The organism is Wolbachia endosymbiont (group B) of Camptogramma bilineatum, from assembly GCF_947251825.1.
GTDB lineage: Bacteria > Pseudomonadota > Alphaproteobacteria > Rickettsiales > Anaplasmataceae > Wolbachia.
In genome coordinates, this window is record NZ_OX366391.1 from 273,631 (window position 1) to 299,760 (window position 26,130).

General features: G+C 35.4%; 27 protein-coding genes and 5 pseudogenes. 16 read left to right on the plus strand and 16 right to left on the minus strand.

Features of this window, described 5'->3' with window-relative positions; genetic code table 11:
• Position 1: 1 nt before the first annotated feature.
• From OPR44_RS01405 to OPR44_RS01445, 9 genes and pseudogenes are all read right to left on the minus strand, one after another.
• Complete coding sequence (locus OPR44_RS01405; RefSeq protein WP_265015110.1) at positions 2-790, minus strand: succinate dehydrogenase iron-sulfur subunit; 789 nt, start codon at positions 788-790, stop codon at positions 2-4.
• 54 nt (positions 791-844) lie between these two features.
• Positions 845-1,303 (minus strand): rRNA maturation RNase YbeY, encoded by a 459-nt coding sequence (ybeY, locus tag OPR44_RS01410; RefSeq protein WP_265015111.1) that lies wholly within the window; start codon positions 1,301-1,303, stop codon positions 845-847.
• Positions 1,304-1,633: 330 nt separating this feature from the next.
• A complete protein-coding gene (locus OPR44_RS01415) occupies positions 1,634-2,032 on the minus strand; it encodes an EVE domain-containing protein (RefSeq protein ID WP_265015112.1) in 399 nt (132 codons plus the stop codon).
• Positions 2,032-3,216 carry a cell division protein FtsZ gene (gene ftsZ / locus OPR44_RS01420; RefSeq protein ID WP_012481860.1) on the minus strand — a complete coding sequence of 395 codons (1,185 nt, stop codon included), beginning with the start codon at positions 3,214-3,216 and terminating at the stop codon, positions 2,032-2,034. The genes OPR44_RS01415 and ftsZ overlap by 1 nt, the downstream gene beginning before the upstream one ends.
• A gap of 234 nt (positions 3,217-3,450) precedes the next feature.
• A complete protein-coding gene (locus OPR44_RS01425; RefSeq protein ID WP_264378035.1) occupies positions 3,451-3,948 on the minus strand; it encodes a hypothetical protein in 498 nt (165 codons plus the stop codon).
• A gap of 77 nt (positions 3,949-4,025) precedes the next feature.
• Positions 4,026-5,492, minus strand: a complete 1,467-nt coding sequence (locus OPR44_RS01430) for a YifB family Mg chelatase-like AAA ATPase (protein ID WP_265015113.1) — start codon at positions 5,490-5,492, stop codon at positions 4,026-4,028.
• Positions 5,422-6,180 (minus strand): recombinase zinc ribbon domain-containing protein, encoded by a 759-nt coding sequence (locus OPR44_RS01435; protein WP_265015114.1) that lies wholly within the window; start codon positions 6,178-6,180, stop codon positions 5,422-5,424. Before OPR44_RS01435 ends, OPR44_RS01430 begins: the two co-directional genes overlap by 71 nt.
• 47 nt (positions 6,181-6,227) lie before the next feature.
• Positions 6,228-6,647: a recombinase family protein gene (locus OPR44_RS01440; RefSeq protein ID WP_320157108.1), complete on the minus strand. Its 420-nt coding sequence runs from the start codon at positions 6,645-6,647 to the stop codon at positions 6,228-6,230.
• Between the two features lie 15 nt (positions 6,648-6,662).
• A pseudogene (locus OPR44_RS01445) lies at positions 6,663-7,051 on the minus strand (recombinase family protein); the annotation flags it as partial.
• A 341-nt stretch (positions 7,052-7,392) separates the two neighbouring features.
• Between OPR44_RS01445 and OPR44_RS01450 the strand changes: the two are divergent.
• The 3 genes from OPR44_RS01450 to OPR44_RS01460 are packed head-to-tail and all read left to right on the plus strand — an operon-like array spanning position 7,393 to position 9,663.
• A complete protein-coding gene (locus tag OPR44_RS01450; protein ID WP_264377181.1) occupies positions 7,393-8,589 on the plus strand; it encodes a hypothetical protein in 1,197 nt (398 codons plus the stop codon).
• On the plus strand, positions 8,555-9,457 hold the full coding sequence (locus tag OPR44_RS01455) for a hypothetical protein (RefSeq protein WP_265015115.1): 903 nt from the start codon (positions 8,555-8,557) through the stop codon (positions 9,455-9,457). The genes OPR44_RS01450 and OPR44_RS01455 overlap by 35 nt, the downstream gene beginning before the upstream one ends.
• An 8-nt stretch (positions 9,458-9,465) precedes the next feature.
• Complete coding sequence (locus tag OPR44_RS01460) at positions 9,466-9,663, plus strand: hypothetical protein (RefSeq protein ID WP_265015116.1); 198 nt, start codon at positions 9,466-9,468, stop codon at positions 9,661-9,663.
• Positions 9,664-9,675: 12 nt separating this feature from the next.
• On the opposite strand, the pseudogene OPR44_RS01465 reads toward OPR44_RS01460, so the two are convergent.
• From OPR44_RS01465 to OPR44_RS01495, 7 genes and pseudogenes are all read right to left on the minus strand, one after another.
• Positions 9,676-11,690: pseudogene (locus tag OPR44_RS01465) on the minus strand (AAA family ATPase).
• 22 nt (positions 11,691-11,712) lie between these two features.
• Positions 11,713-12,066 (minus strand): hypothetical protein, encoded by a 354-nt coding sequence (locus OPR44_RS01470; protein ID WP_265015117.1) that lies wholly within the window; start codon positions 12,064-12,066, stop codon positions 11,713-11,715.
• Positions 12,067-12,107: 41 nt separating this feature from the next.
• Complete coding sequence (locus OPR44_RS01475; protein ID WP_320157109.1) at positions 12,108-12,497, minus strand: AAA family ATPase; 390 nt, start codon at positions 12,495-12,497, stop codon at positions 12,108-12,110.
• Positions 12,443-12,943, minus strand: a complete 501-nt coding sequence (locus tag OPR44_RS01480; protein ID WP_265015118.1) for a hypothetical protein — start codon at positions 12,941-12,943, stop codon at positions 12,443-12,445. Before OPR44_RS01480 ends, OPR44_RS01475 begins: the two co-directional genes overlap by 55 nt.
• On the minus strand, positions 12,940-13,428 hold the full coding sequence (locus OPR44_RS01485) for a hypothetical protein (RefSeq protein WP_265015119.1): 489 nt from the start codon (positions 13,426-13,428) through the stop codon (positions 12,940-12,942). Before OPR44_RS01485 ends, OPR44_RS01480 begins: the two co-directional genes overlap by 4 nt.
• A gap of 23 nt (positions 13,429-13,451) precedes the next feature.
• Positions 13,452-14,249: an ATP-binding protein gene (locus tag OPR44_RS01490; protein WP_265015120.1), complete on the minus strand. Its 798-nt coding sequence runs from the start codon at positions 14,247-14,249 to the stop codon at positions 13,452-13,454.
• A gap of 49 nt (positions 14,250-14,298) precedes the next feature.
• Positions 14,299-14,790 (minus strand): RNA polymerase sigma factor, encoded by a 492-nt coding sequence (locus tag OPR44_RS01495; protein ID WP_265015121.1) that lies wholly within the window; start codon positions 14,788-14,790, stop codon positions 14,299-14,301.
• 771 nt (positions 14,791-15,561) lie between these two features.
• On the opposite strand from OPR44_RS01495, the gene OPR44_RS01500 reads away from it, so the two are divergent.
• The 13 genes and pseudogenes from OPR44_RS01500 to OPR44_RS01560 all read left to right on the plus strand — a co-directional run bounded on the left by OPR44_RS01500 (position 15,562) and on the right by OPR44_RS01560 (position 26,076).
• Entirely contained in the window at positions 15,562-16,032 is a 471-nt protein-coding gene (locus OPR44_RS01500; RefSeq protein WP_265015122.1) for a RuvC family protein, read from the plus strand.
• 131 nt (positions 16,033-16,163) lie between these two features.
• The gene (locus tag OPR44_RS01505; protein ID WP_264376886.1) at positions 16,164-16,634 is read left to right on the plus strand and encodes a hypothetical protein; all 471 of its coding nucleotides are present in this window, start codon (positions 16,164-16,166) and stop codon (positions 16,632-16,634) included.
• An 18-nt stretch (positions 16,635-16,652) separates the two neighbouring features.
• Complete coding sequence (locus OPR44_RS01510; RefSeq protein WP_265015123.1) at positions 16,653-18,050, plus strand: ankyrin repeat domain-containing protein; 1,398 nt, start codon at positions 16,653-16,655, stop codon at positions 18,048-18,050.
• A 110-nt stretch (positions 18,051-18,160) separates the two neighbouring features.
• Positions 18,161-19,546, plus strand: a pseudogene (locus OPR44_RS01515) (phage terminase large subunit family protein); the annotation flags it as partial.
• A gap of 295 nt (positions 19,547-19,841) precedes the next feature.
• Positions 19,842-20,276, plus strand: a complete 435-nt coding sequence (locus tag OPR44_RS01520) for a recombinase family protein (protein ID WP_265015124.1) — start codon at positions 19,842-19,844, stop codon at positions 20,274-20,276.
• A 90-nt stretch (positions 20,277-20,366) separates the two neighbouring features.
• On the plus strand, positions 20,367-21,509 hold the full coding sequence (locus tag OPR44_RS01525) for a recombinase family protein (RefSeq protein ID WP_265015432.1): 1,143 nt from the start codon (positions 20,367-20,369) through the stop codon (positions 21,507-21,509).
• Positions 21,493-21,951 (plus strand): annotated as a pseudogene (locus OPR44_RS01530) (terminase gpA endonuclease subunit); the annotation flags it as partial. The gene OPR44_RS01525 and the pseudogene OPR44_RS01530, both read left to right, overlap by 17 nt.
• A gap of 1 nt (position 21,952) precedes the next feature.
• Positions 21,953-22,177, plus strand: a complete 225-nt coding sequence (locus OPR44_RS01535; protein WP_211908700.1) for a hypothetical protein — start codon at positions 21,953-21,955, stop codon at positions 22,175-22,177.
• The gene (locus tag OPR44_RS01540) at positions 22,177-22,380 is read left to right on the plus strand and encodes a DUF1016 N-terminal domain-containing protein (RefSeq protein WP_265015125.1); all 204 of its coding nucleotides are present in this window, start codon (positions 22,177-22,179) and stop codon (positions 22,378-22,380) included. The genes OPR44_RS01535 and OPR44_RS01540 overlap by 1 nt, the downstream gene beginning before the upstream one ends.
• Positions 22,381-22,915: 535 nt before the next feature.
• On the plus strand, positions 22,916-24,160 hold the full coding sequence (gene ltrA, locus OPR44_RS01545) for a group II intron reverse transcriptase/maturase (protein ID WP_265015126.1): 1,245 nt from the start codon (positions 22,916-22,918) through the stop codon (positions 24,158-24,160).
• Between the two features lie 80 nt (positions 24,161-24,240).
• Positions 24,241-24,903 (plus strand): annotated as a pseudogene (locus OPR44_RS01550) (PDDEXK nuclease domain-containing protein); the annotation flags it as partial.
• A gap of 136 nt (positions 24,904-25,039) precedes the next feature.
• Complete coding sequence (locus OPR44_RS01555; RefSeq protein WP_038249248.1) at positions 25,040-25,228, plus strand: hypothetical protein; 189 nt, start codon at positions 25,040-25,042, stop codon at positions 25,226-25,228.
• Positions 25,222-26,076, plus strand: coding sequence for a recombinase family protein (locus OPR44_RS01560; RefSeq protein ID WP_265015128.1), 855 nt, complete (start codon positions 25,222-25,224; stop codon positions 26,074-26,076). Before OPR44_RS01555 ends, OPR44_RS01560 begins: the two co-directional genes overlap by 7 nt.
• The last annotated feature ends 54 nt before the right edge of the window (positions 26,077-26,130 follow it).

Here is a 26,130-nt window from a genome sequence, read left to right on the forward strand (position 1 = left end):
CTCAAATTCCTTCTCTCTCTACCATAAGCTGTTTTACTTTCGCTATCGCTTTTGATGGGTTAAGCCCTTTCGGGCAGGTTTTTGTACAATTCATTATTGTATGACAACGATACAACTTAAATGGGTCGTTTAAAGAAGCAAGTCTTTCTTCTTTCTTATTATCACGACTGTCAGCAATCCATCTATAAGCTTGCAGTAATATCGCTGGCCCTAAAAATTTATCACCATTCCACCAATAGCTTGGGCAACCAGTCGAACAGCAAGCACATAGTATACAATCAGACAGACCATCCAATTTTTTTCTATCTTCAGGAGATTGAAAGTATTCTTTATTTTGTAAGGCAGATTTATCTGTTTGTAACCAAGGTTTAATCGATTTGTATTGCTCATAAAATTGGCTTAGATCTGGAACTAGATCCTTTACTATATACATATGAGGTAGTGGATATATTTTTACTTCACCTTTTATATCATGTATAGATTTAGTGCATGCAAGAGTGTTGGTACCATCAATATTCATTGCACAAGATCCGCATATTCCTTCTCTACAAGAGCGTCTAAAAGTTAAGGTTGAATCTATTTCATCCTTTATTTTTATTAATACATCAAGTACCATAGGGCCACAATTATCCATATCGATAAAAAATGTGTCTATTCTTGGATTTTTATCATCATCAGCAGACCAACGATAAATTTGAAATCTTCTAATATTTTTTGCTCCAGTAGGAGTAGGATAAATCTTGCCCTTTTTATTAACTTTAGAATTTTTTGGTAAAGAAAACTGAACCATATTGCTTACCTTTTACAGCTAAAACCCCTTTTTTGTAAATAACATATTTTGGTATTATCTACCATACTTTTCCTTTTTAAATTCAAGCAAAGCTAAAATCTTGCTCTCTAAACTTTTCATTATAATTTCTTCATCTTCTTTTTGATGATCATAGCCAAGTAAATGCAGCAATCCATGAACTAACATGTGTGCAGTGTGAGTGAGGATAGATATACAGTACTCATGAGACTCTCTTTCTATTGTATCTACTGCAATTGCTATGTCTCCTAGATCACATTCACTAGATAACTGTTCGCATGGAAATGATAGTACATTAGTTGGCTTATCTATTTCTCTAAACTTAAGATTAAGTTGATGTAGCAAGTTATCATCAGCGAGAGCTATTGATATATTTGGTTTATAATGATCTATTTTTAATTCTTTTAGAGAAGCATTAATAATATTTAATACAAAACTCTGTGGGTCCTTCGTAATACTATGCCACCTCTTATCAAGAATATTTACTTCTAACATGAATAAAGCACCAGAAAGGACATTATCCCATCACTTGACATTGGAACCAAAAAAAGAAGAATTATAGACCATCGTATCATACACACAACTATACGAATATTGTACACTAGAAGTATGTCATCCCAGTCTGGGATCCAGGAATTCTGATTAGACATTAGGTGAGTGAATATAAAAGCTATATTAAAACACAACATTTTTAATGTGGTTGCATTACAGCTGGATTCCAGTGTCAAGCACTGCTTTGTGTTTGATGAAAAATCGGCTACTTCGAAACAAACACTCATACAGCTGTATGTTGTGTGCTGAGGTAATATTGTTTGGCAACAGGTATTACACATCACTCATCCTTATTATTTCATTCCACTCAGTCTCTAAAACTGGAGAAACTGATAAACGTGATTGTTTTAATATAACCATATTTTTCAAAAGTGGGTTTTGTTTTATACTGTTTAACGTCACTTGGTTACTTAAAGGTTTCAAAAATTTTACATTCACTAGTCCAAATTTGGAATTATAAACATGATAATACTCCTTTAATACTTCAACTATTCCAAGTATAACTCTCTCTTTACCTGTATGATAAAAAAATGCAAGATCGCCTAATTTCATAGCTCTCATGTAATTTTGAGCTTGATAATTGCATACACCATTCCACTGCGTCACCTGCTCCTTTCCCATTTTTTCCCACGAGTATTCGCTTGGCTCTGACTTGAGTAGCCAAAATTGCATTATTTTTTTCTTCTTAAATAAGCTGGTATATCATAAACATTGCTACCCCACTTAACTCTTTCGTTTGTTTGCTCAGTTGAAGCATATTCTTTTGTTTCTAATATTGGAATTTGATTATAAGGCCATTTAAAATTTTTTTCCTCTGCTGGGATCTTGTTTTGATTAACAGATGAATTGTCGTTACAGCTATCAATGCCAGTTGCAAGAACAGAAACTCTAACTCTTCCCTCCATCGCCTGATCAAAAGTGGCACCAAATATTATATTTGCATTTTCATCCACTTCTTCACGTACTCTATTTGCTGCAGAATCAACCTCAAATAGAGTCATATCTCCACCACCAGTAATATTAATCAATATTCCTTGTGCACCTTTCATTGATACATTATCAAGTAATGGATTAGATATCGCAGCCTCTGCAGCACTAATTGCCCTATCTTCTCCTTCTGCCTCTCCAGTACCAATCATTGCTTTACCCATCTCACTCATTACTGTTTCTATATCAGCAAAATCAAGATTAATCAGTCCTGGCATGATCATCAAATCAGTTACTCCTCTTATGCCAATATGCAGAACATTATCGGCGAGTTGAAATGCGTCAGCAAATGTAGTTTTCTCGTTAGCAATTCTAAATAAATTTTGATTGGGAATGACAATAAGTGTATCTACGTATTTTTGCAACTCTTCAAGTCCAAGCTCTGCAATGCGCATACGTCGCACACCTTCAAAACCGAACGGCTTAGTTACAACTCCAACAGTCAGTATCTTTTTTTCTTTTGCTCCTTTATCTTTAACTACCGCTCTTGCTTCTCTGGCTGCTTTTGCAATTACCGGTGCAGCACCTGTTCCAGTACCACCACCCATCCCTGCTGTGATAAAGAGCATATGGCTATCTTTTATATGCTCCATAATTTCATCAATTGATTCTTCTGCTGCACCTTTACCAACATCAGGCAAAGCACCAGCACCAAGGCCCTTAGTTAAGTTAATACCAAGCTGAATTTTTTTATCACATAATGACTTCTCTAACGCTTGAGCATCGGTATTTGCTACAACAAAATTTACTCCTTGTAAATTGGATTGAATCATGTTGTTCACAGCATTTCCACCAGCACCACCCACTCCCACAACGGTAATCCTTGGGTGTAATACAGGTAGCTCTGGTAAACTAAGGTCGATTGACATTTAAATTTTACTCAAATATTAGTGAATTCACTTGATAACAAGTTACTGCTTTTTTAACAATATGCAAACATTTTTCATTTTGACATACGCAAACAGTAAACAAGATTTACTTATTCTTAACATTGTTAATCAGTAGGTATAATAATTGCAGGCTTTCAAACAGCACTACTTAGAATGCAAAAAAAAATTGTGAAAAAGGGATAGAAGCCTATCCCTTTTTATTGAAAACTGCTACTAGCTTTTCGCAGTTCCTTTTTGTACCCCAAGTACTTGTTTGATCTCCTCTAATTGGGTTTCTGGTTGTTCACCATTAAGCAATTTACCTGCTTTCTCAATTTGATTTGCCTTACTACTGTTCATATATGCATACACAGGTGCAGTTATTAAAGCTGCTACTGCAGCAAGAACTACCAAACTAGCAACAAGTGGATGAGCAACTGCAAATGCAGACATTGCAGTAATCGCAGGACTAACGAGTGTTGCAGCTTTTGTTCCAACTGTACCAACAAAAGTTGCATAAGCTGGACTTAAGAAATAAGCAGCCGTAAGCGCCACCACTGAAAGTGTAACAAGAGCAATTGCACCTGTTCTCCCTTTATTATTCATAGCATATTGACCAGCTCCACTAGCAGCACCTAGAATTCCCCAGTATGCTTCAGCTTCTTTGTATCCTTGTGTAATAGCATAAGGAAGGCCATTCCCATTCTGATATTTATATTCTGTCCATTTCATAACTCTACTCCTAAAATATTAAAATTTCACTAATGGTAGTATATGGCAAAAAAAAGCTGCCCGTCAAGTAAATTAATTTATTTATACATTCTTATTCTGTAATTCAGCGCTTCTGAGATGTGTGCTCTTTTTATTTCCTCACTTTTCGCAAGATCTGCAATGGTTCTTGCGACTCTTAATACACGTGTATAGCCTCGATTGGAAATGTAATTTTCTTTCAGTACGTATTTTAGCAATTCTAACCCTTCCTGATCTGGTTCAGTGAATTTATTTAATGCTTCACCACTGACTTCTGCATTGCAACGAATATTAAATTTACTATAACGCTCAGTTTGAATTTTTCTCGCTGCTATCACCCTTCCTCTTATAACCTCGGTACTTTCTCCCTCCACAGAGATTTCAGGAGAAAGTATGCTAACGTTTGGCATTTCAATGCATATGTCTATTCTATCAAGCAATGGTCCTGATATTTTGTTTTTGTAATCTGTGCCGCATTTTGGAGCTTTGTTGCACGATCTACTTGCATCACCTAAGTAACCGCACCTGCAGGGATTCATTGCAGCTATAAGTTGAAAATTAGCTGGATAAGTAATGTGAGCATTTGCACGTGCAATAGTAACTTTTCTATCTTCAAGTGGTTGACGTAGAGAATCAAGCACAAGCCTTGGAAATTCAGGTAGCTCATCAAGAAATAACACACCATTGTGAGCCATGGTGATTTCCCCAGGCTTTGCATTTTTCCCTCCTCCTATCATCGCTGACATCGAGCATGAGTGATGAGGTTCACGAAAGGGACGAGTTACTTTAAATGTTTCGTTACCGGCTTTTGTTATGCTAGAGATAATATTAACATCAATCATCTCCTGCTCAGTCAAATCAGGTAATAGCCCTATAAATCGCTTAGCAAGCATTGATTTTCCAGTACCAGGAGGTCCAACAAGGAGCATATTGTGTCCACCTGCTGCTGCAATTTTAGCTGCTCTTTTTGCAACAACTTGACCTTTAATATCCTTTATATCTGGAACTGAATTTTTTTCTTTGGGTGCAGCGCTATAGTTAAAAGTTACCGGCTGAATTAACTGCTCACCCTTAAAATGTCTGATAATATCGGTTAATTTCTCTATAGCCAGAATAGAAACATTCTTTACCCATAAAGCTTCTACTCCATTTCCCCTTGGGCAAATTACTCCTTTATTTGCCTGTTTTGCATTGATTGCTGTTGGAAGTACTCCTGAGATTGGTATGACTCTGCTGTCTAGTACAAGCTCGCCCATAATTATATAAGACTGAACTTTTTCAACTGGTATCACATTCATTACAACAAGTAATCCAACAGCAATAGCTAAATCATAATGACTACCTTCTTTAAGCAAATCCGCAGGGGAAAGATTAACCGTAATCCTTTTTGGAGGTAACAGAAGATTGATTGAATTTAACGCTGCTCTGATGCGCTCTCTGGATTCTGCAACAGTTTTATCCGGCAGTCCAACAATATTGACTGCTAGTACAACATTGCATAATTCTATTATGGCTACTTTGATCAAAATTTGCAAGATTTTTTATGCGAAATACTATGTATAAGTGGTTGTGGTTGATTTCAATTTGATGAATCAACATTCTAATAATATTTTGTTTAGTCTGCCAATCCACTTGATCAAGCTTTGACTCAACGCTTGAGGAAAAGTTTTTCAAGCTATCTGTAACAAGGCTCAATTCTTGTTGTAGTTTTTTTTGATCAATCGTTCTTTCTTTCTCTTCTTCAATTTCTTTCAAATGCTGTTTCATTGTTGTGATTCTTGGTTCAAATTCTTCTTGGCTTATAAACCCTTTGGCATAGCTATCAATAAATTTTTTGATACTTAATCTTAGCTTACTTTCTTGCTTTTCACGTGTTTGATTATGTAAAGGTTTTTTGTTCTCTGATAATCTACGTTGATATTCATTTGCAATCCTATCTGGCTCTTTCAAGATACTCTTGACTTCTTCCCATATAACTCCATCTAATATATCAGTGCGTATTGATTTATTATCGCAGATTTTATTGCCATTGAATTTGCTAGAGTTTGTACCAGAGCAACGATAGTAATAATATGTCGACTTTTTATGAACGTGGTTTGTACCACAATAAGTATATTGACAACGTTGGCATACCATTAAACCTTGTAATAAATATGTTTCTCTTCTTTGCCTTACTCTTGCTCTTTGTCTATTTTTAGCTAATTGTGTTTGCACTGAATCAAATAAATTTTCATTGATTATTTTTGGTACTGGAATATAAGTCAGTTCTCTTTATCACTGTTAAAGCGACCACTTTTAAGTTTACCACAAGTTCCTTTTTTTGACTTTTTTACTTGTGGTTTTGAGCATGTCCTAGTTTTACCATAAGCTGCTTGTCCTATATAAGCAGGATTTTTTAACATGTTCCAAATAGTGCTCCTTTTCCAATACCTTTTTCCTGTTCGTGTTATTACCGGTATCTTATTCAGTTCATGTACAACTTCTCCTATACTTGCTCTTTCTTGGCCAACCCAACTAAATATTTTACGCACTATATTTGCCTCTTCTTCATCAACCTCAAATTGAGCACTTCCTTCACCTACATGTTTTGCTATGTAGCGATAACCGTAAGGCGCCCTACCCATCACACTTATACACCCAGCTTTGGCCGCATGAAGTTTACCTCTACGGTTTCGTTCCATAATCTTTGCACGTTCATACTCTGCTATTGCTCCCTGAATCTGTAGAAATAAATGGGAATCAGGATTGTCATCAAACTTATGATTCAAAAATACTATTTCAGATCCAGCCTTTTTAAACTCTTCGAGTAAGATCATTTGATATGAAAATTTCCGTGATAGCCGATCAGGTGAATGAATGTATATCTTATCAATCTTACCTTCTGCTACTCTATCACGTAAACTCTCTAAGCCAGGACGTTCTAAGTTGATCCACTGTAGCCATTATCGATGAACCTATGCTCATCTAATAACTCATGTCCATCGCTACTAATGCGACGCTCCAATTCTACAATCTGACTCTCTATCGTATTCTCTTGTGCTTGTTGTCTTGATGAAACTCTTGCATACAAGCTTACCGTTGTCATTTTCTTTCACCTCCTTAGTTCTATATTTCAATAATTGTTCATAAGCATCTGCCAAATATGTACCCGCTAACCTATGAGGTTCATAACGGCAATAAATAGTTAAATCCCCTTTTTGCATGTTTTTCTTCCTGTGAATTTTCTAATAGGTTGGGAGAATTCTTATCAACAGCTAAAAGAAAACTTTTACCATTTTAGACTAAACCAATGGATACCTTATTCAAGGTAGCTGTCTAGTTCACACAAATTCTCCCTAATAAATATACAAGATTTGAAAAAATTATGTCCAAAAAATCTTTGCTTAAATTATCATATTATATATGATATAGCTTATTTAAAGTATCATGAATGTTTATCCAAGTAATGAATTCTGGGAGAGTGATTTAGAAGTTCCTGTTAACCTCTTACTAGAACGTTTTCAGGATTCTAATGTACGTCAATCTTGGTTAGATTCCCTTTCTGGTAAACAACTTAGCATCATTTTTCAGCATTGCTTTAAAAATCATTTAAATGGGCAACTTTTTCAGGACGGAAATTATGACGATAGATCCACTCAACAAAAACGTAAGATACTTACCAGTTACTCTGACTCTCTTTTTGACTATTATCTCATTAGCTACTTTGATCGTACAAAACTTGAGGCTACAGTTAGTGAAGTAGCAAGATTTGCTCTGACTGAGAAGTTAATGAGATCGTACCTGGTAAAAAACAATACCAAGTATGATAAAAGATCCTTATTGTTTTTACTATTTCACATAAATTGTGAACTTCTAAAATCTGTCTATCACTTTGATAAAGTACAAAAGAAAGGTTTCGTATCATTTGCTTTACAGAAATCACCAAGACAAATACATACTTCATTTAAGGAATTTATGTCACGAGAAGCCGTAGAGCAGATACTTAAGGATGATGACCAGTTGCAGGGTTTTTTCCATCATCAAGATCGAATATATATGTTTGTACGTCGAGGAAGTGACATGGATTTACTGCTTAATTCAAACAAAGTTGTTCATGGTCATAAACCTGAGTGGATGATTTTAGACTTTTCTCTTGATGGCACTCAGGTTAATCTCTGTGCTAAAAATACTAACAAGGCTGTGGAAATAGCAAATAGCATTGTAAGTGGGTATTTTGACTGCGAATGTACTTTTGTAAGTATACAAGATAAGAACTTTCCATTACAAGTGAACAAATTTCTTCAAGCATGTATAGATGGTTCTGACTCTGACATTTGTATATTTGAGTTAAATTTTAAGTCAGATTATTTTAAAAATAGTAATACATATCTTACTTTGAGTGTAAAGCCATATGATCCTATTGCACCAGAGTTACATATTTTAAAGCCAGCTATTGGCAACATACTACAATCTATTCAATCAGCTAAAGTAATGTTCCAAAACAAAAAGGTAACATTTTCTTTCAAAATAAGTGGGGAAGTTTATTATTCAGAGCATCCACTCAATAAAAAAGAAAGAGAGGACCTGAAGAAACATATGGAACAATCTTATGGTCTTAAAATTCTTTCACGAGCAAATTGCTGATCTTTTAAGTTCAAATAGTTCTTGGGTGAATCCAAGCCAAAATCATATTAAAGCAGCAAGATACTTATTTGATCTTGGATGGATAAAAATGCAAGAAAGGTATTATATTGTTTGTTCTCGTGAGGAAGATCGTCTTGATTGGCCAAATGTAGTTGATCCAAGTTGTAGTAATGAGATTTTTATTGATTCAGACTTTGATGAAGCATGTGATGACGCTATTTGTGAAAACTGTTCTCGTCATATTTTACCTAACACTTATCAAAAACAGAGATTTCATCTCTTATCCATATACTTAAATACAGAAAAGGTCATAGACTGGTTTGAAACAAAGTTGAATGATTCAAGACTTATGTGGGAAAAAGTGGAACAAGGAGTTTATTATATTTGTAATCAAGGTCGTATTGTAAATCTAATAATCCTTGATTTTTGTACTGATGCGATATTTTTAACTATAGATAAACTTAGAGTCCACCCTACAGTTCTCATCACTCTAAAAAAAGATATACCAAATCTATTACTGAATCTATATGTAGTGCCAATGGTGAAACTGTTTTGTCAGCTTAAGACTGTAACTGAGATATTCCGAGAGGCAGCTAAAAGAGGAGTACCAAAGGTAGTAGAAAATACTTCTTTGCAAGTTTTACCAGCTTCATATATTTCGCTTAAACGTGTTGAGCCAATTATACCAACAAAGCTTTTGGAGTTACAGGTAGTTAAAGGTATGGTATATGTTAATAGTATTGAAGTTATAAATAAAAAAGCTGCATCATGTCTTATATTTTTCGAATATTATTTAGGCAATTTTTACATGACTGTGAGAAAGAATTACCACCTAAAAAACATACACTTCTCAATATTAATCAGTTAGAAAAACTCTTGGGACTTAGTTTAGAAGCAGATTTAGAACAACAAATCAGAAAGCCATTAAATAAGATGCAAAGAACAATCAAATCTACACTTGCTGAGAAATTAGGATTAAGTATTGAACGTGATGATGTAATACAAACCCTTGGTTGGCAAAGATCGTCATATGGTTATCGTATTAACCCTTTTACTTTGACTATAAAAAAATAGAATTTCCTGATTTTAAAAATTTTCAGCTCCATGAGTAAATTTTCCAACTCCACGTGCAAATGGTCCTGTTTTTACATCAAGCCATTTATCTTCTTTTGAACCATTAGCCATTCCTTTAACTATTTGCTTTGCTTGTAAAAGCTCTTGCACTATACGCTCTAGTCTATCCCTTCCCATACTATGAAAAACTTCAGGCAATCTATGTCGTTGTTTATGTATTCCTGCATTTCCTGTATGAGTAAATGGATGTCCTGAACTAGCAGCTCGCGCAATTGAGTCAATAAGATATATTTTTAGATCTTTATCGCTAATATTTTGAGCTTTTAATTGTTCAGTAATGTCTTCCAATAGTCCTGTTTCTTCATTTCTTAGGTAAGTGCGTATGGTACGATCAGCAAGGCCATTTGCTTTAACAACTGCTCCATAAAATAGTGCATTTTGTCTTGGGATTTTTCCAATTGACCTAAAAATCATCGGTTTAGTTATATCCTCAACAGGCCAAAAAGCAAAAGAACACCTGACTCCATTTACGAGAGCAGAAGTACCTCGAATAGCATCTCGTGCTTGCTCTACTGTTGATATAGGCTTTTCTCCCTTCAGCTTTCTCATATGATGTGCAGTAATTATTGAAGCTCCAGTGCTACATGCTAAATCAGATAATAAACACATGAGATAATCCCCTACTGCTGGGTCAGCATTTAAATCTGCATGAATGAAAGAAGCAAGGGGATCAAATATAATGAGCTTTAAATCCTTTATCCTGCTCAGCTGCTTCATTACAGACTCAAATTCTGGAGATATTTCTACAACTTTACCGCGAACATTCTTAAGTATGGCAAAAGATCCTCCTATATTTGGCAGTGGTACAATAAATAGCCTATCTTTATATTTTAATCTTTCACATTTGGATCAAGTCGTTCTAAGCGACGATGTATTTCATTTGTATCATCTTCTGCAGAAAATACCACCACAGATCCATGTTCAGTAACAAGTGGACCAAATCCGCATACCTGATCTATGCTACCCGCAACCTTGAGGGCTAGGTCAAGAAGTAGCATACCTTTACCAGTATCACCCATTGCAGCCAAAATAGATGTTACACCCAAAGGAAATAACCCTTCAACAAGAAATCTTTGCTTTGGTACTGGACCTACAAAACGCTCTACACTCCAGCTGAAAATATCGAGCGGTGGTTTAATAATTATTTTTCTTGAGTTTTTTTCTATGAAGTCAAAAATATCTATATTCTCTTGTACAGCATCAGCAGCATCCCAACTCCTTGGCTTATCCGGTGGAATCTTAAGCGTAGCAAGTGATGCAACACCAAGTTCTAAAAGTCTCTTTTTAGCGTTTTTGGTATATTTATTACCTGCTTCATCGTTGTCTGGCCAAATGATAACATGTTTACCTCTAAGCGGAGTCCAATCTGTTCTATCAATAGGCGCATTTGCTCCAAACATTGCTGTTGTTGCAGTTATTCCTTTCTCTATAAGTGCTTCTGCGCATTTTTCTCCTTCAACCAGAACAACTTTATCGGACCTTAAAATACCTGGAATGTTGTATAGTGGCCTTATTTCTGGCTCTTTGAACCTTTGTTTTTTAACATCAAATGGTTTAAATTGTTTTTTCTCTAAAGGAGGATCATAACGATAGACTATTACAATCAATTGGTTATTTTCATCGTAGTAGTTCCAACTACAAGTTAAGTACTGTTCTAAATTTCTCTGTTCTTTGAAGTTGGTTTTTCCAAGCCATTCACTTATTGAGAGCATTACTTCAGGAAACTCTATTCTCGCATTCTTCCCGTGTACCGTTGCCCAAAGATCAATAATGTCACCACCTTCTCCCGTTGCAAAATCTTTCCATAATCCGGCTCTTTCGCCTGTTAACTCTATTACAGTACTTTTGCCCTTGTTACCCTGTACATCACCTACATAAAACTTATCACCACGAAATGTCCCTCTTGGTAAAAGATGAAAAAGACAAGATCTGATGTTTTGCAAAAGCTGAGTTTTTAGCTCTAGCATAGTGTCGGTTTTTGTGGATAAATTAAGCCGTAGCTATAATTTTAGAGTTCTGCCAACGCCCATTTACTCTGCTAATGAATTTTGCTGGTATTGATTTACCGTTTCTTAGCTCATATACTACTTGCAAGATATTTGCACGTTTATTTGGTTGAAACATTACCATACCAGATGTATAAAAACTTCTTAAAGCATTAGCACCAATTAAAGCTTGAAAAGGACTTTTTGCGAGTGTAGCTGTGGATACTTTTCTGGTATGACGTGTAATAATTATTCCAGCCATAGGATTAATTATAGAACGTAATTTTTCTATTCTGCTTTGCAGGCCAGAAAATATATTTTCATAGTCAAGAGAATCCAAAACGATAAGGTCTATCATTTTGATATCAAACTTTTCTTTTATAATATCTTTTATTTTCTCTATACCTTATCATTTAAAATTAATCTCATCTTTGTAGTAATAATCAAGTTTTCTTCTGCTAGATTTGGCAGTCTTTGATTAGTTATGATTTGTTGTATGCGTTCCCTGATATAATTGTACTCCATCTCATTTTGCAGATAGACTATTTTTAGTGGCCTTGCTGACTTCATCTTAAGAAACGACACTCCTGCTGCAAGATGTGCAAGCAAAGAGAGAAGAAAATAACTTTTGCCAACCTTTGGAGTACCACCAATGACTAAAAGACCACCTGGAGTGAGAATTCGTGGAGCTATTATATCTTCTGGTATTGGTGATTGATCATTTAAGTACTGCTTTACAGAAAATATTTTTTCTTCTCTTTTTCCCCTTTTTTTTCTCCACTCTTTGATTTTTTATTGAGCCACTTTCTAGCAGAATATATATCACCCTTAATTAAAATCCAAAGATCAATAATATCACCACCAGTTCCTTCAGTAAAATTACGCCAATCACCAGCTTCCTTACCTACTATTTTAACTGTAATTGTATTTCCATTCAAGTCTCCAATATAAGTTTTTTCTCGGTAAAACTCACCATTTGGAAGTAGGTAAGAAAGGCACTCCTTGATATTATCAATTAATAATGCTTTTATCTTTTCTTGCTTTTTAGACATAAAACTCCCATACATATTTTCCATACGTGTAAAGTTGAGATTAGCTAGCTCACAAACAGTTTCAAAAGATTTTGAATTCAGCCAATTAATTGCTTCTTCTCTTAGCTTTGGGTTTTTTCCTACTGCGTCCTGAATACCTCTAGTAACGACAGCAGACCAAAGCTTTTCCTCGTCGTACTTCAAAATGGTATTCTGTCAATTTCATAATTTTTACGGTATTCCGGAGTAACTATTGAAGCAATTTTGTTCTTTTCTCCATATTCATCAGTTATAACACCTACTTTTACTGTAAACTCTAACCCATTTAATTCTGCAACTGAATTTAGCTTACGAGCAAGGATTGCACCTTCTGAGTTATCATGTGGATGAATGTCACGTGCTGATTCCAAGATACTGCGAAGCATAGAGCGACCCATTTCTCCCCAAGTATCTTCTGCTTTATTACTTTTAATACCAATTATTTGGTAAATCTTGTGCTTTTCATATAGACCTTCAATAACGGTAAATTCTGTATTTAAATAAATGCTACCGGTAGTAGGGCTTTTAGTAAACCAATGCTCATAACCTCCAGGCTTGATTGTCATTTTTACCTTTACTATTGTACCTTTAGGTATTAGTCTACTTTGCGGTTTTACAGTGTTAAAATCAGTTAATAGGTTTTGTAACATATATCACTCTCCATGTTTAAATTTTAAAACTTGCTTTTAATCTTTGTAAGCAGCTTGCCTAAATGCGGTTCTTCAACCATACTCAGGCGTCCACTACGGTCTTTAGCTGGGTATCCCCAAGGGTTTAAAGTGTGGCAAACAAAAGAGCGTTTCTCCGTTCCATCATCTTTCTTGATTCCAACCATACTGATTACTTCGTCAACTATTCCAGGAATTTCACTAGCAGTTTTAGCCCCTTCGCATTGAGGTAGCCAAGTTGGACGATTGCAGTCATCGAGATATTGACCTAAAGTGCCAACTATGATGATGTCTTTGTCTCTGATGTGTTGAAATTGATTGAGCCAAGCCATCATCTCCTGAGCAAGTAATCCATAGGCAGCTCTCATGTCCTGTTTTCCTGATCTCTCAGAAAAAGCTTCAGGTTGCATTTTTGCCCATAAAAGACATAAACGTGAAGCAACGGTTATACTATCTACAAAAATGCATCGGTATTTAGAAAACTCAGAAAAAAGATCTTTGTACTTACGAGATACATGTTCATGGTGTCTTTGGCTATATGCTTGATCAGACTTCAGCGCAGGATTAGATCCCCCTATAAGACAAGCAATATCTCTAGCTTCATTCCAAGTGCGAAGACTAATTGAATCTCCCTGCCAATCTTGAACAGCAAGAAGCCCTGCTTCAAAATCAAGGCAAAGTGTTGGTTCATCTATAGTCTTTAGTAGACTTGTTTTACCAATACCATAAGGACCAAAGATGACCATCTTTACACTTGATATTGTTTGCAATCTTTCATTATTATTCAAAATTTTAAGAATCATTATTTATCCATGCTACGATGTATATATACAAGAAAGGCAAAAATTTTGTTCAATTTTTCTTTTTGCCTTCGTAGTAAATAGAAGAAAGTTTGGCACGTATCTTCTTGATAATATTGTTTAAAGTGGTTCTTGAAACGTTGTTCATTTTGGCAACTTCATGTAAGTTGAAAAATTTAAGTTGCTCACATATATTTTGCCATTCCTTTGGTAAAACCGAGATCATATAGTCTACATCAATGCGTTTTGTTATTTCACTCTCAAGTAGCTCTGTTACATCGATACTAATATAGTTATTGATATCGCGTTTTGCACATCGCTGTTTCTTTAGCAAGTTAATAGCTTTGTTTTTAGTTAATCTTGCTACGAAAGTGTTAAAGCTACTTTTATCTTCATCATATTGATCAAGACATGGCCAAATTTCACAGAAGAGTTCTTGCTCAAGATCTTCGTGAGCTTCATTAATAAAGCTCTTAGCAAGTTTCAGTCTATAAGCTTGATATTTTACATTTTTAATAACTATATGGTAGTTTTGTAATTTCATAACTTTCCTTAAAAACAAATTGATGCTTTTAAGGATGAGAGTTATTAATGCCGTTATGTAGGACAGGAGCAAAAATAAATAATACTGATGCGATTTTTAATCTATTGATATTCTGTTATTTTTTTTTGAGAATAATACCGGTGCAATTTAAAATAATACAGTTCGGGTTTTTGGAACCTATTTTGAATGGATTTCAAAGAATGGGTAGCTCAGACTTCCTAAAATTATATTAAAAATATATAAGAATTTCATATTTTGAAATTCAATATCACCTAAAGAGCTAAAAATGTGGATTTCGCTATTAAAAGAATAGCTTAAATTTTTAAGAGGAAAATAGTTGAAAAGTATGCTCTCTATAACCTTAAGTTCCGTTCCTAATTACTGGCTTCCTAAATCAGGAATTAGGAATCAGGAATCTAGAATTAGCCTGTATGGCGGGTTTTCACCATGCGTTCCTAAAACCGTTCCTAGGAACGGCATATCTGAAGTCCGCCAATATGGAGGGTTCCAGCTTCCTAAAACCCTTATATATAATATATATATATAATACATATATAAAAATATACACATATATAAAAACATATAAAATATAAGATTTAGAATAATAAAAAAAACTCTAAAAGTAGAAAAATCATATTTAGGGTAAGTAAGGTTTTTAAATAAACATCTTCAAGAAAGAGTTAATTATAAAAAATTTTTCAAAAATTGAAGATTTTTTGGACGAAAATTTTCCAAATCTTGTATATATATGTACTCAGCAATTGAAAGGAAATGCTCACCCTAGATCTTGGCAAACAAACTGGTTGGACTATTTTACATGATGGAATAGTACAAAGTGGAAGTAAGAGTTTTCATGTTAGCAGGTTTAGTGGTGGTGGAATGCAGTTTTTAAATTTTCGTAATTGGCTTAATGCACTTAAGTATAAATTTCCAGGTATTGAAGTTGTGTACTTTGAAGAAGTGAGAAGACACTTGGGAACTGATGCTTCACATATCTATGGAGGGTTTTTAGCACATCTTTCTGCTTGGTGTGAAGAACATCATATGCCATACAAAGGTGTATCTGTGAAAACTATCAAACGCTTTATAACAGGCAAAGGCAATGCAAGTAAAGCTGATGTAATTGAAGCAGTACAGGAAAAGGGTTTCTGTCCAACAGATGATAATGAAGCAGATTCTTTAGCTTTAATGTTCTATGTTATGAATTTTAGTAAAGATTTTAATACATTAAAAGTATCATAAAAAGTGGGTCCTTTCGGCCAGGCTGAAGGATTTGGTGGTCCCGACCTCGGGCCTTCTTTAGCGTTAGACATATTTCAAATGTTAACTACTTACGAAATTATAGCTGAGCAGTGCTAAAAAGGAGAAAAAAAGTGAGAATTACGCAAGCAGAATGGGCAAGGGAAAAAGGGTTTTCGAGGCAATATGTCTGTTCTTTAGTAAAAAAAGGAATAGTTGAGCTGGAAGATGGACTTATTGACCGAGAACAAGCAAATGAAGCGGTAGCAGCAATAAGAGATCCAAGTCAACCACTGAGGAGAAAAGAGCGCGGAGAAACACTTTCAACGATATTGCTAAAAACGCGAATAAAAAATGAAACCGAGCGTGGTAAACTTTTGGAAGCTAAAGTGAAAGCTGAAGTAGGCAAATTTGTGTCAATTGAAGAGGTAAAAACTGAAGCATTTAACGTCGCTAGAGTTGTTCGTAATAATTTGCTTAATATTCCAAATAGAGTTTCAGCGCTGCTTGCATCACTGAGTGACACTGAAAAGATTCATATGGCGCTAACTGAAGAGATTACAAACTCACTCGAAGAATTATCTAACACTAAATTTCAAATATAAAAAGATTTTGAATATAAAATGACTGATAACTTAAGTTTAGAGTTAATAAAGTGTCTCATCAATCAACCTGGATTAGATGTTAATGTTAGAGGATTAAATGGAAAGACACCACTACATTGCGCTATAGAGTTTGACGAATTAAGCATGGTAGATCTGCTACTCACAAAAAAGAATATCAATCCTTTTGTAGAAGATAATGATGGTAAAACATCTCTTGATTACGCCAAAGAAGGGAAAAAAGCAGAGATATTACAAGCGCTAATTAATAACAAATACGGGTCAGAACAAGATAGTTTACTTCATTTAGCTGCAATGATAGGTGAAATTAATGCAGTGAGATATTTGATCAGAAAAGGTATTGACGTTAATGTACGAAATGCTTTGCATCATACTCCATTACATCTAGCGGCAGGGATAGGACATGCAGAAGTTGTAAAGATTTTGATAAGAGAAGGAAAAGCTGAAATAGATGTCTTTGATGCACGAAATCAGACACCAATGCACTATGCAGTTAATAATAAAAAGTTGGAGATAGTAAAGTTACTGCTGAAGCTTGGAGCAGATGTGAATAGTGTACGCATGGGACAAAACTCAATGAAATTGTCACCTGTGCATATAGCTGTAAGTAATACTAATTACGATGAAAGAGACTTATGTCTTGATATCCTCAAATCCTTAATAAAGGAGCCTAATGCTCAAGTCAATTTGCAAGACTATGAAAATAAAACACCACTACATTATGCTGAAAGACTGAAAACAATAGAAGTTTTACTAACGCGAGAAGATATAGACCCTCTGGTAAAAGACGATAGCGGCAAGACACCATTTGATTACGCTAAACCTGAGATAAAGAAGGCTTTGATGAGTAATAAATACGGTTCTGAAAAGAATAGTCTACTCCATTTAGCTGCACAAACGGGAGAAATTGAGCTTGTAGATGCAATTTTAAAGGAAGAAATCGATATTGATATTGTAAATAATAAAGGTTTATCACCGATTTACCTTGCTGCGGAAAAAGGGCATTTACATGTAGTAAAGTTATTGCTGAAAAAAGGAGCAAATTATACACCTGTTTTGCACTTAGCAATCAAATCAAATAATTTGGAGTTACTTAAAGTTTTATTTACTGAAAAAAATGGGGCATTGCTCTGCAGAGATACCGTTGTTAATTTTCCAATCCTTCATAATAAATATATAGCACAAAGAGAAATAGCAGATAAAAGGACGAAAAAACATAATAATATTATCTGCATCTATACTACAGTCAGCGCAATAGCAGTAGCAGTATATATAGGGTTGATAACAACAACAATAAGCAGTGCGATCATTTTTGCAACAATAACAGGGATATTTGCGCTTGTTGTAGCAATAATTATAAGTGAGATGAGCAAAAGATATATAGAAAAGGAATTTTAGAAAAAGATGTTTATGGAATTAGAAGGGCAAAGAGGCACAGAAAGTGTCAGATCAGAAATTGATAGTGTTGAAGTAGAAAGTTTACACAACAGTTGTTTGAGTGGAGCATAATGATCTACAGTGCCAGTTTTTGTTCAGGATTAAAGCCAGATCCCCAGCTTAAAGTATCAGAGTGGGCGAATGAGTATCGAGTTCTAGCACCAACTGCAGCATCAGAGCCAGGAAAGTGGAGAACGGAAAGAACTCCTTATTTAAAAGAAATCATGGATTCACTTTCTCCGTCCTCACCAGCAGAAAAAGTAGTATTTATGAAGGGAGCGCAGATTGGAGGAACAGAAGCTGGCAACAATTGGATTGGCTATATCATCGATCAAACACCAGGACCAATGCTAGTAGTACAGCCAACAGTTAAAATGGGAAAGCGTTGGTCAAAAGGAAGATTTGCGCCACTGATTGAAAGTACACCATGTTTAAAAAGTAAAGTAAAAGACCCAAGATCAAGAGATTCAGGCAATACTGTACAAAGTAAGGAATTTCCAGGTGGAATAGTAGTAATAACCGGAGCAAACAGCAGTGTAGGACTTAGATCCATGCCAGTAAAATATCTCTTTCTTGATGAAATAGATGCCTATCCAGGAGATTCAGGAGGAGAAGGTGATCCAGTACTGCTCAGTATTGCTCGAACTAATACATTTGCACGTCGAAAGATTTTTTTAGTATCAACACCAACGATTCATGGAATAAGCAGAATTGAGAAGGAGTTTGAAGCAACAGATAAGAGATATTTTTTTGTACCATGTCCGCATTGTAATTACTATCAAGTTCTAAAATGGTCACAAATAAAATGGGAAAATAACGACTCAAGAACAGCACATTATGTCTGCACTGAATGTAGCGGCAAAATAGAAAATCATCAAAAGACAGAGATGCTAGAACGTGGAGAATGGAGAGCTACAGAGGCAAAAGAAGGTGAGAAAAAAGGATTTCATCTTTCAAGTCTTTATAGTCCAGTTGGCTGGTATAGTTGGCAACAAGCAGTAGAGGACTTTCTCCATGCAAAGGAAAGTGAACAATTACTGAAAGTTTGGATAAATACCACGCTTGGAGAAACCTGGGTAGATAAAGGAGAAGTACCGGACTGGAAGCAATTATTTAACAGGAGAGAATTTTTTCAGATTGGCACAGTACCAAAAGGCGAAGTAGTTCTCACAGCAGGAGTAGATGTTCAAAAAGATCGCTTGGAAGTAGAAGTTGTAGCCTGGGGAAAAGGCAGAGAAAATTGGTCAATAGACTACCGAGTATTTGAAGGAGATACAGGAAGTGGAGAAGTATGGAAAAAGCTTTCAGAGCTGTTAAATCATCATTTTATCGGTGAAAATGGGCTTGAATATATGATAAGTATGATGGCAGTAGATGCTGGATATGCAACGCAAGAAGTATACAATTGGATAAGAGGTCATCAAGGCTGTGGAAGAGTAATGGCAGTCAAAGGTGTAATTACCCCGCCAACAATGTTGCAAAAAACGTAAAATTAGAGAAAAGCATTTCTCGAAAACTTCTATGTCCAAAAACAAGAGTGCCATTTATTTATAGTGCCAACAATCAATTAACCATCAGTTTCAATGAATGATATGAACATATTATTTCAAGGAAAGTTCATGGGAAATAAGAGATTAGCTATACGGATTAGCTGTAGCTATGAAACTAACCGGTTGGCAGAAAAGTATTTGTTAGATGCTTATGAAAAAGCCGTGTCAAAGCAAGTAAGCCAAAAAAATTTAAAACATAAAAATGGGATTCAAGGAGGATCAAATGGTAACAGTGAGTTTATATGCAAGAGTTTCTTCGGGGAAACAAGCACAAGAAAATACAATAGCAAGTCAAGTTGCAGCTTTAGAGAAGCAAATTAGTACGGATGGATACAAATTATTAAGTGAGTATAAATTTATTGATAATGGCTACAGTGGATCTAATCTAGTCCGTCCTGATCTAGAAAAGTTACGTGATAAAGTAACAGAAGGTAAAATTGATAGAATTTACATTCATTCACCTGATCGCTTATCTAGAAAATATGCATATCAAATGGTATTACTTGAAGAATTTGAGAAAGCAGGAGCAGAAACGGTTTTCTTAAATTATGAGATTAACGATAATCCAGAATCTCAATTGCTGTTACAAATGCAAGGTATGATAGCAGAATATGAACGAGCGAAAATTATGGAATGAAGTCGTCGCGGAAAGATTTATGCAGCTAATAAAGGTTGTGTAAGCGTAATGGGAGGAGCTCCTTATGGTTGTCGTTATATAGATAAATATATGGGAGGAGGACAAGCTTTATTTGAAATAAACGAAGAAGAAGCTAATGTTGTTAGGAAAGTATTTTTGTGGATAGGAAGAGAAAGGACAAGTATTGGGGAAGTGTGTCGTCGGCTAAACACTATGTCTATTATAACACGAACAGGAAAAAAGTGCTGGGATAGAAGTGTGATTTGGGGTATGTTAAAAAATCCTGCTTACAAAGGACAAGCGGCTTTTGGTAAAACAAAAGTAGGTATAAAGTTACAACATATCAGACCACAGAAACATTCTTGTGAACAACCGAAAGATAATTACTCTACCTATTCTGTTGAAAAAGCAAATTGGATTTATGTTAAAGTGCCAAATATAGTGGACGAAGATGTATTTGATATAGTTCAAGAACAATTAGCTGAGAATAGAAAAATAGCAAGGACAAGAGAAAGAGGAGCAAAACATTTACTACAAGGTTTAATCGTATGTAAGCGTTGTCGTTATGCATATTACGGAAGTCCTGTAAGAAATAAGCGAGGAGAAAAAATTGATCATTATGCTTATTATCGTTGTATTGGTAGAGATTCTTACCGTTTTGGTGGTAATAAAATTTGTGATAATAAACACATTCGTACAGATGCATTAGAAACAGCCGTGTGGGAAGAGGTTAAGCATTTATTGAAAAATCCAAATAGGGTTTTAGAAGAATACAGGCGTAGACTTTCAGAGCTTAAAAAATCATCATGGGATCAAAAAAGCGATTTACTAGAGAAACAAGAAAATAAATTAAAACGTGGTATTGCTAGACTTATTGATAGTTATGCTCAAGAATATATTAATCAAGAAGAATTTGAACCACGAATTAAAGCAATGAAACAAAGTTTAAAAACAATTGAAGAGGAGAAGAAAAGGATATTCGATCAAAAGAAATTAAAACAGGAATTAACTTTGGTTGTAACCAATTTAGAAGACTTTTCTTCCAATATTACATCAAACCTTGATAACGCAGACTGGCTAACTAAACGTGATATTATTAGAACGTTAGTCAAGAGAATTGAAATTAACCTTGAGGACGTAAATGTGGTATTTCGTGTAAAAGAGCTACCAAACTCTCCTGGAAATAATCGAGAAGAAAAGAAAAATTTGCAACATTGTTGGCGGGGTAAATAAAGCTCTAGTACCACTTAGCAGTCCAAGCAGAGTAGATATAACAGTTGGTGGTCAAAAGCTGAAAAGAGGAATAAAGCTCTGGCCAGTGGGAGTATCGATATTAAAATCAGAGCTTTTTCAGCTACTTAATGTTTTAAAAAACGGGGAAAAAGAAGAAGTGCCAGCAGGGTATTGTCATTTTCCCGAGTATGCACCTGAGTATTTTAAGCAGCTAACAGCAGAGCAATTAGTCAGCAAAGTAGTAAAAGGATACACCAAACAAGAGTGGCAAAAGGTAAGAGAAAGAAATGAAGTACTAGATTGCCGAATTTATGCGAGAGCAGCATCTATTGCGCTTGGAATCGATCGTTGGCCAGAGAGTAAATGGAATAGTTTGAGTGGAAAAATGGAAAGCAAAAAGCCTAAAAAAGTAAGGCAAAGCCAATGGTTGAATGAGAAGTGAAATGTATAACGAAGAATATTTAATTCAAGTCGAAGAAGCGATAAAGAAACTACAAAATGGAGAGAGAGTAGTATCAATTGCATATGGTGACCATATTGTACGGTACGGGGAAGTTCAAATAAAGGATTTATTGGAGCTCAGGCAACGAATAAAAGCGGGGTTAAAAGTTGCGGGCATGAAGCCAAAGAGGAAAATTGTTTTTTCAACGAGTAAGGGGATCATATAATGATGAAAATCGTTGAAAGGAACCGTATGACAAAAATTATAGCAAAAGAATATACAGAATTTTTAGAGCAGCTGAAAGAACAGATTGCTATTAGTCGTTATAAAGCAGCAAGAACAGTAAATAAAGAGCTACTACTACTTTATCATTATATTGGAACACAGATTCTAGAAAAACAAAAGAGCCAAGGTTGGGGTGTGCCGTAGAGACACAAAGAATGATCAGAAATGAGCAAACTAAGTGCTTAAGCTGCACAATAGATGAGGGAAGGTCCCTCAAAGTCGGCTTGCAAGAGCAGGCTTTAAACAACCATAAGCTGCTTTGATAAAGAGTCAAGGTAGTGAGCGTTATGGAAAAGGCATAAATACGTGTCATGTACGAAATAGAGAGGCGAATGAAAATGAACCACTGATGAAGTGTCGAAAGGGCTGAGACGACGTCAAAACCAGGAGCTCCCATCTCTCCTGGGATAGATCTACAAGGAACTTGCTTACTGGGTAGGTGGCGTCCGGCATATAGGTGGCGTGAAAACTATTATAGGCTATTGTGTAGAACTGCGGGAACCTGTCGTTTCGATGACAAGGGAGAAATCCAAGAAGCTAAACTTCAAGGATGAGAGTACCGATGCGAAGAACAGGGGCGGATCAGCTTGTAGTAGTGAAGAAGTTTCTGTAATGGAAAGGGAGCGAAGGAGCTGAGTTATTCAGTTTTAATTATGTATCAACCGAAAGGGAGGAGTTAATGAATAAAACAAAGTCTTTTTATATACCAAAGCAACTTATTTGGAGGGCTTATAAACAAGTATCGAAAAATAAAGGTGCGGCTGGTGTGGATGAGGTATCGATAACAAAGTTTGAAGAGAACCTGAAGGATAATCTGTACAAACTATGGAATCGGATGTCATCAGGAAGTTATTTTCCAGAGCCTGTAAAAGCTGTAGCAATACCGAAAGATACGGGAGGGGGACAAAGAATTTTAGGTGTTCCTTCAGTATTCGACAGGATAGGGCAAACGGCTGCTTCTATGTATCTTGAGCTGCTAGTAGAGCCAAAATTCCATGAAGATTCATATGGTTATAGACCAAATAAATCAGCACTGGATGCGGTAGATACTGCAAGGAAAAGATGCTGGAGGTATGATTGGACGATAGATCTAGATATATCCGGGTTTTTCGACAATTTGGATCACGAGTTGGCATTGCAAGCTATCAAGAAGCATACAAACTGCAAATGGATCATACTGTATGTTGAAAGGTGGATGAAAGCCGCTATTCAGCTAGAAGATGGCAGTAAGGTAGTTAGGGAAAAGGGAGTTCCGCAAGGAGGTTCAGTTAGCCCAATCATTTCGAATATATTCATGCATCACGTATTTGATATATGGATGAAACAGAACTACCCTACAGTACCATTTGAGAGGTATGTAGATGATGCAATAGTGCACTGCAAGACGCAAAAACAGGCAGAATTTATGAGAGTAATGATCGAAGAAAGATTAGCCAAATATAAGCTAAAGTTACATCCTGATAAAACACAAATTGTGTATTGTAAGGATGGCAACAGGAAGAATATGTTTCCTACACAAAGCTTTGATTACCTAGGATATACTTTTAGACCTAGAAAAGCAAAGAGCAAGATAGGGAAATATTTCGTTGCATTTCTTCCAGCAATTAGCAATAAGGTTAAGAAAAAGATTACTACAACCATAAGGTCATGGAAAATACTACGAAAAACACACATAACATTAGAGGAGATATCAAAGAAAGTAAATCCAATAGTCAGAGGCTGGTATCAGTACTATGGCAGGTTTTACCAATCGGAGGTGTATAAACCTCTTAACAATGTAGAGCAACATCTAGAAAAGTGGACAAGAAAGAAATATCCGAAACTTGGAAAAAGACTAGCAAGGCAACTTCTAGGAAAAATAAAAGAAGAGAATCCAAAGACTTTCTACCACTGGACAGTAGGGTTAGGTCAAAAGGCTGAATAATGGAAGCTGTATAAATCGAGAGATTTACGTACAGTTTTGCGAGAGATTGGCTGGGGAAGTTCCGCCGGTCTACTCTCCGATCCAAAGTAATTGAGCAGTTAAGTAGAGACTTAAAGGCTGAGTTTCCAGAAATGAAAGGTTTTAGCACAAGAAATCTAAAATATATGAGGCAGTTTGCAGGGGAATATCAAGATATTGAATTTGTGCAACAACTTGTTGCCCAATTGCCATGGGGACATAATGTATTTCTGATGGACTTAGTTCGGGACAAAGAAGCGAGGCTATTCTACATAAAAGAAGCTATAGAACATGGCTGGTCAAGAAACATCATGGTAATGCAGATTGAACTTGGGTTACATAAACGTCAAGGAAAGGCTATCACTAATTTTAAAGAGAAGTTACCTTCACCTCAATCAGATCTAGCGCATTACACGTTAAAAGATCCATATATTTTTGATTTTTTAAGTATAGGAAAGGATGCTCATGAAAGAGAAGTAGAAAAAGGTCTTGTAGGACATATGGAGAAGTTTTTGTTAGAACTTGGTGAAGGCTTTGCATTTGTAGGTAGACAATTTCATTTAGATGTTGGTGATGAAGACTTCTTTGTCGATCTATTATTCTACCATCTAAAATTACGTTGTTTTATAGTAATTGAATTGAAAGATAATAAGTTTAAACCAGAATACGCCGGTAAAATGAATTTCTACCTTTCAGCAGTAGATGACTTGCTAAAACACGAGACGGGACTCCGCCAACAATATTGCAATAAACCTGAAACTTGAGAAGACTATTTCTCGAAAGCTTCTACAAAAAGAACGGAGAGTTGAATTTATTTATAGAGCTAATGATCAAATAACCATATGTCTCGATGGATAATATATGGTAGAGCTCATGGGCAACAAGAAATTAATAGTGCGGATTAGTTGTAGTTATGAAGTAAATCGATTAGCAGAGTTGTATCTATTAGATGCATATGAAAAATTAGTGTTAAGTAAACCAATAAAAGCGAGCAAAAAGGAAGAAAACTCTGAATATAAGAAAGTAGATTTGAGGACGGTAAAATGGTAACAGTTAGTTTATATGCAAGAGTTTCTTCAGGGAGGCAAGCACAAGAAGATACAATAGCAAGCCAAATTGCTGCTATAGAGAATCAAATTAGTATGGATGGACATAAATTATTAAATGAATATAAATTTATTGATAATGGTTATAGTGGTTCTAACATAATCCGTCCTGGTTTGGAAAAATTACGTGATAAAATAGCAGAAGGTAACATTGATAAGGTTTATATTCATTCTCCTGATCGTTTATCTCGTAAGTATGCATATCAGATGATATTACTTGAAGAGTTTAAGAAGTTAGGAGTGGAAGTCATTTTTTTAAATTATCAAATTAGCGATAATCCAGAATCTCAATTACTATTACAAATGCAAGGTATGATAGCAGAATACGAACGTGCAAAAATCATGGAACGAAGTCGTCGAGGAAAGATTTATGCAGCAAATAAGGGTTGTATAAGTGTAATGAGTGCTGCTCCTTATGGCTATCGTTATATAAACAAAAATACAGAAACAGGACAGGCCTTATTTGAGATTTATGAAGAAGAAGCTGAAGTTGTTCGTAAAGTATTTTCTTGGGTAGGAAGAGAAAGAGCCAGTATAGGAGAAGTATGTCGTAGGCTAAGTGCTATTTCCATTATGACGAGAACTGGAAAAGAGTATTGGGATAGGGCTGTAGTTTTGAGTATGTTAAAAAACACTGCTTATAAAGGACAAGCAGCTTTTGGTAAAACAAGGTTTGGCGTAAAACTAAAACATATAAGACCGAAAAAAACTCCTGCGAGCATCCAAAAGATAATTATTCTACTTATCCTGTTCCAAAAGAGGATTGGATTTATATTAAAGTACCTAGTATAGTAAGCGAAGATTTATTTGAAATCGTTCAAGAACAATTAGCTGAGAATAGAAAAA

What these genes read in the sequence shown, in the direction of transcription:
- OPR44_RS01405 (WP_265015110.1), bottom strand. Translation starts at nt 790, where the DNA reads ATGGTTCAGTTTTCTTTACCAAAAAATTCTAAAGTTAATAAAAAGGGC.
- ybeY (WP_265015111.1), bottom strand. Translation starts at nt 1,303, where the DNA reads ATGTTAGAAGTAAATATTCTTGATAAGAGGTGGCATAGTATTACGAAG.
- OPR44_RS01415 (WP_265015112.1), bottom strand. Translation starts at nt 2,032, where the DNA reads ATGCAATTTTGGCTACTCAAGTCAGAGCCAAGCGAATACTCGTGGGAA.
- ftsZ (WP_012481860.1), bottom strand. Translation starts at nt 3,216, where the DNA reads ATGTCAATCGACCTTAGTTTACCAGAGCTACCTGTATTACACCCAAGG.
- OPR44_RS01425 (WP_264378035.1), bottom strand. Translation starts at nt 3,948, where the DNA reads ATGAAATGGACAGAATATAAATATCAGAATGGGAATGGCCTTCCTTAT.
- OPR44_RS01440 (WP_320157108.1), bottom strand. Translation starts at nt 6,647, where the DNA reads ATGGAACGAAACCGTAGAGGTAAACTTCATGCGGCCAAAGCTGGGTGT.
- OPR44_RS01450 (WP_264377181.1), top strand. Translation starts at nt 7,393, where the DNA reads ATGAATGTTTATCCAAGTAATGAATTCTGGGAGAGTGATTTAGAAGTT.
- OPR44_RS01455 (WP_265015115.1), top strand. Translation starts at nt 8,555, where the DNA reads ATGGTCTTAAAATTCTTTCACGAGCAAATTGCTGATCTTTTAAGTTCA.
- OPR44_RS01470 (WP_265015117.1), bottom strand. Translation starts at nt 12,066, where the DNA reads ATGATAGACCTTATCGTTTTGGATTCTCTTGACTATGAAAATATATTT.
- OPR44_RS01485 (WP_265015119.1), bottom strand. Translation starts at nt 13,428, where the DNA reads ATGTTACAAAACCTATTAACTGATTTTAACACTGTAAAACCGCAAAGT.
- OPR44_RS01490 (WP_265015120.1), bottom strand. Translation starts at nt 14,249, where the DNA reads ATGATTCTTAAAATTTTGAATAATAATGAAAGATTGCAAACAATATCA.
- OPR44_RS01495 (WP_265015121.1), bottom strand. Translation starts at nt 14,790, where the DNA reads ATGAAATTACAAAACTACCATATAGTTATTAAAAATGTAAAATATCAA.
- OPR44_RS01500 (WP_265015122.1), top strand. Translation starts at nt 15,562, where the DNA reads ATGCTCACCCTAGATCTTGGCAAACAAACTGGTTGGACTATTTTACAT.
- OPR44_RS01510 (WP_265015123.1), top strand. Translation starts at nt 16,653, where the DNA reads ATGACTGATAACTTAAGTTTAGAGTTAATAAAGTGTCTCATCAATCAA.
- OPR44_RS01520 (WP_265015124.1), top strand. Translation starts at nt 19,842, where the DNA reads ATGGGATTCAAGGAGGATCAAATGGTAACAGTGAGTTTATATGCAAGA.
- OPR44_RS01525 (WP_265015432.1), top strand. Translation starts at nt 20,367, where the DNA reads ATGGGAGGAGGACAAGCTTTATTTGAAATAAACGAAGAAGAAGCTAAT.
- OPR44_RS01535 (WP_211908700.1), top strand. Translation starts at nt 21,953, where the DNA reads ATGTATAACGAAGAATATTTAATTCAAGTCGAAGAAGCGATAAAGAAA.
- OPR44_RS01540 (WP_265015125.1), top strand. Translation starts at nt 22,177, where the DNA reads ATGATGAAAATCGTTGAAAGGAACCGTATGACAAAAATTATAGCAAAA.
- ltrA (WP_265015126.1), top strand. Translation starts at nt 22,916, where the DNA reads ATGAATAAAACAAAGTCTTTTTATATACCAAAGCAACTTATTTGGAGG.
- OPR44_RS01555 (WP_038249248.1), top strand. Translation starts at nt 25,040, where the DNA reads ATGGTAGAGCTCATGGGCAACAAGAAATTAATAGTGCGGATTAGTTGT.
- OPR44_RS01560 (WP_265015128.1), top strand. Translation starts at nt 25,222, where the DNA reads ATGGTAACAGTTAGTTTATATGCAAGAGTTTCTTCAGGGAGGCAAGCA.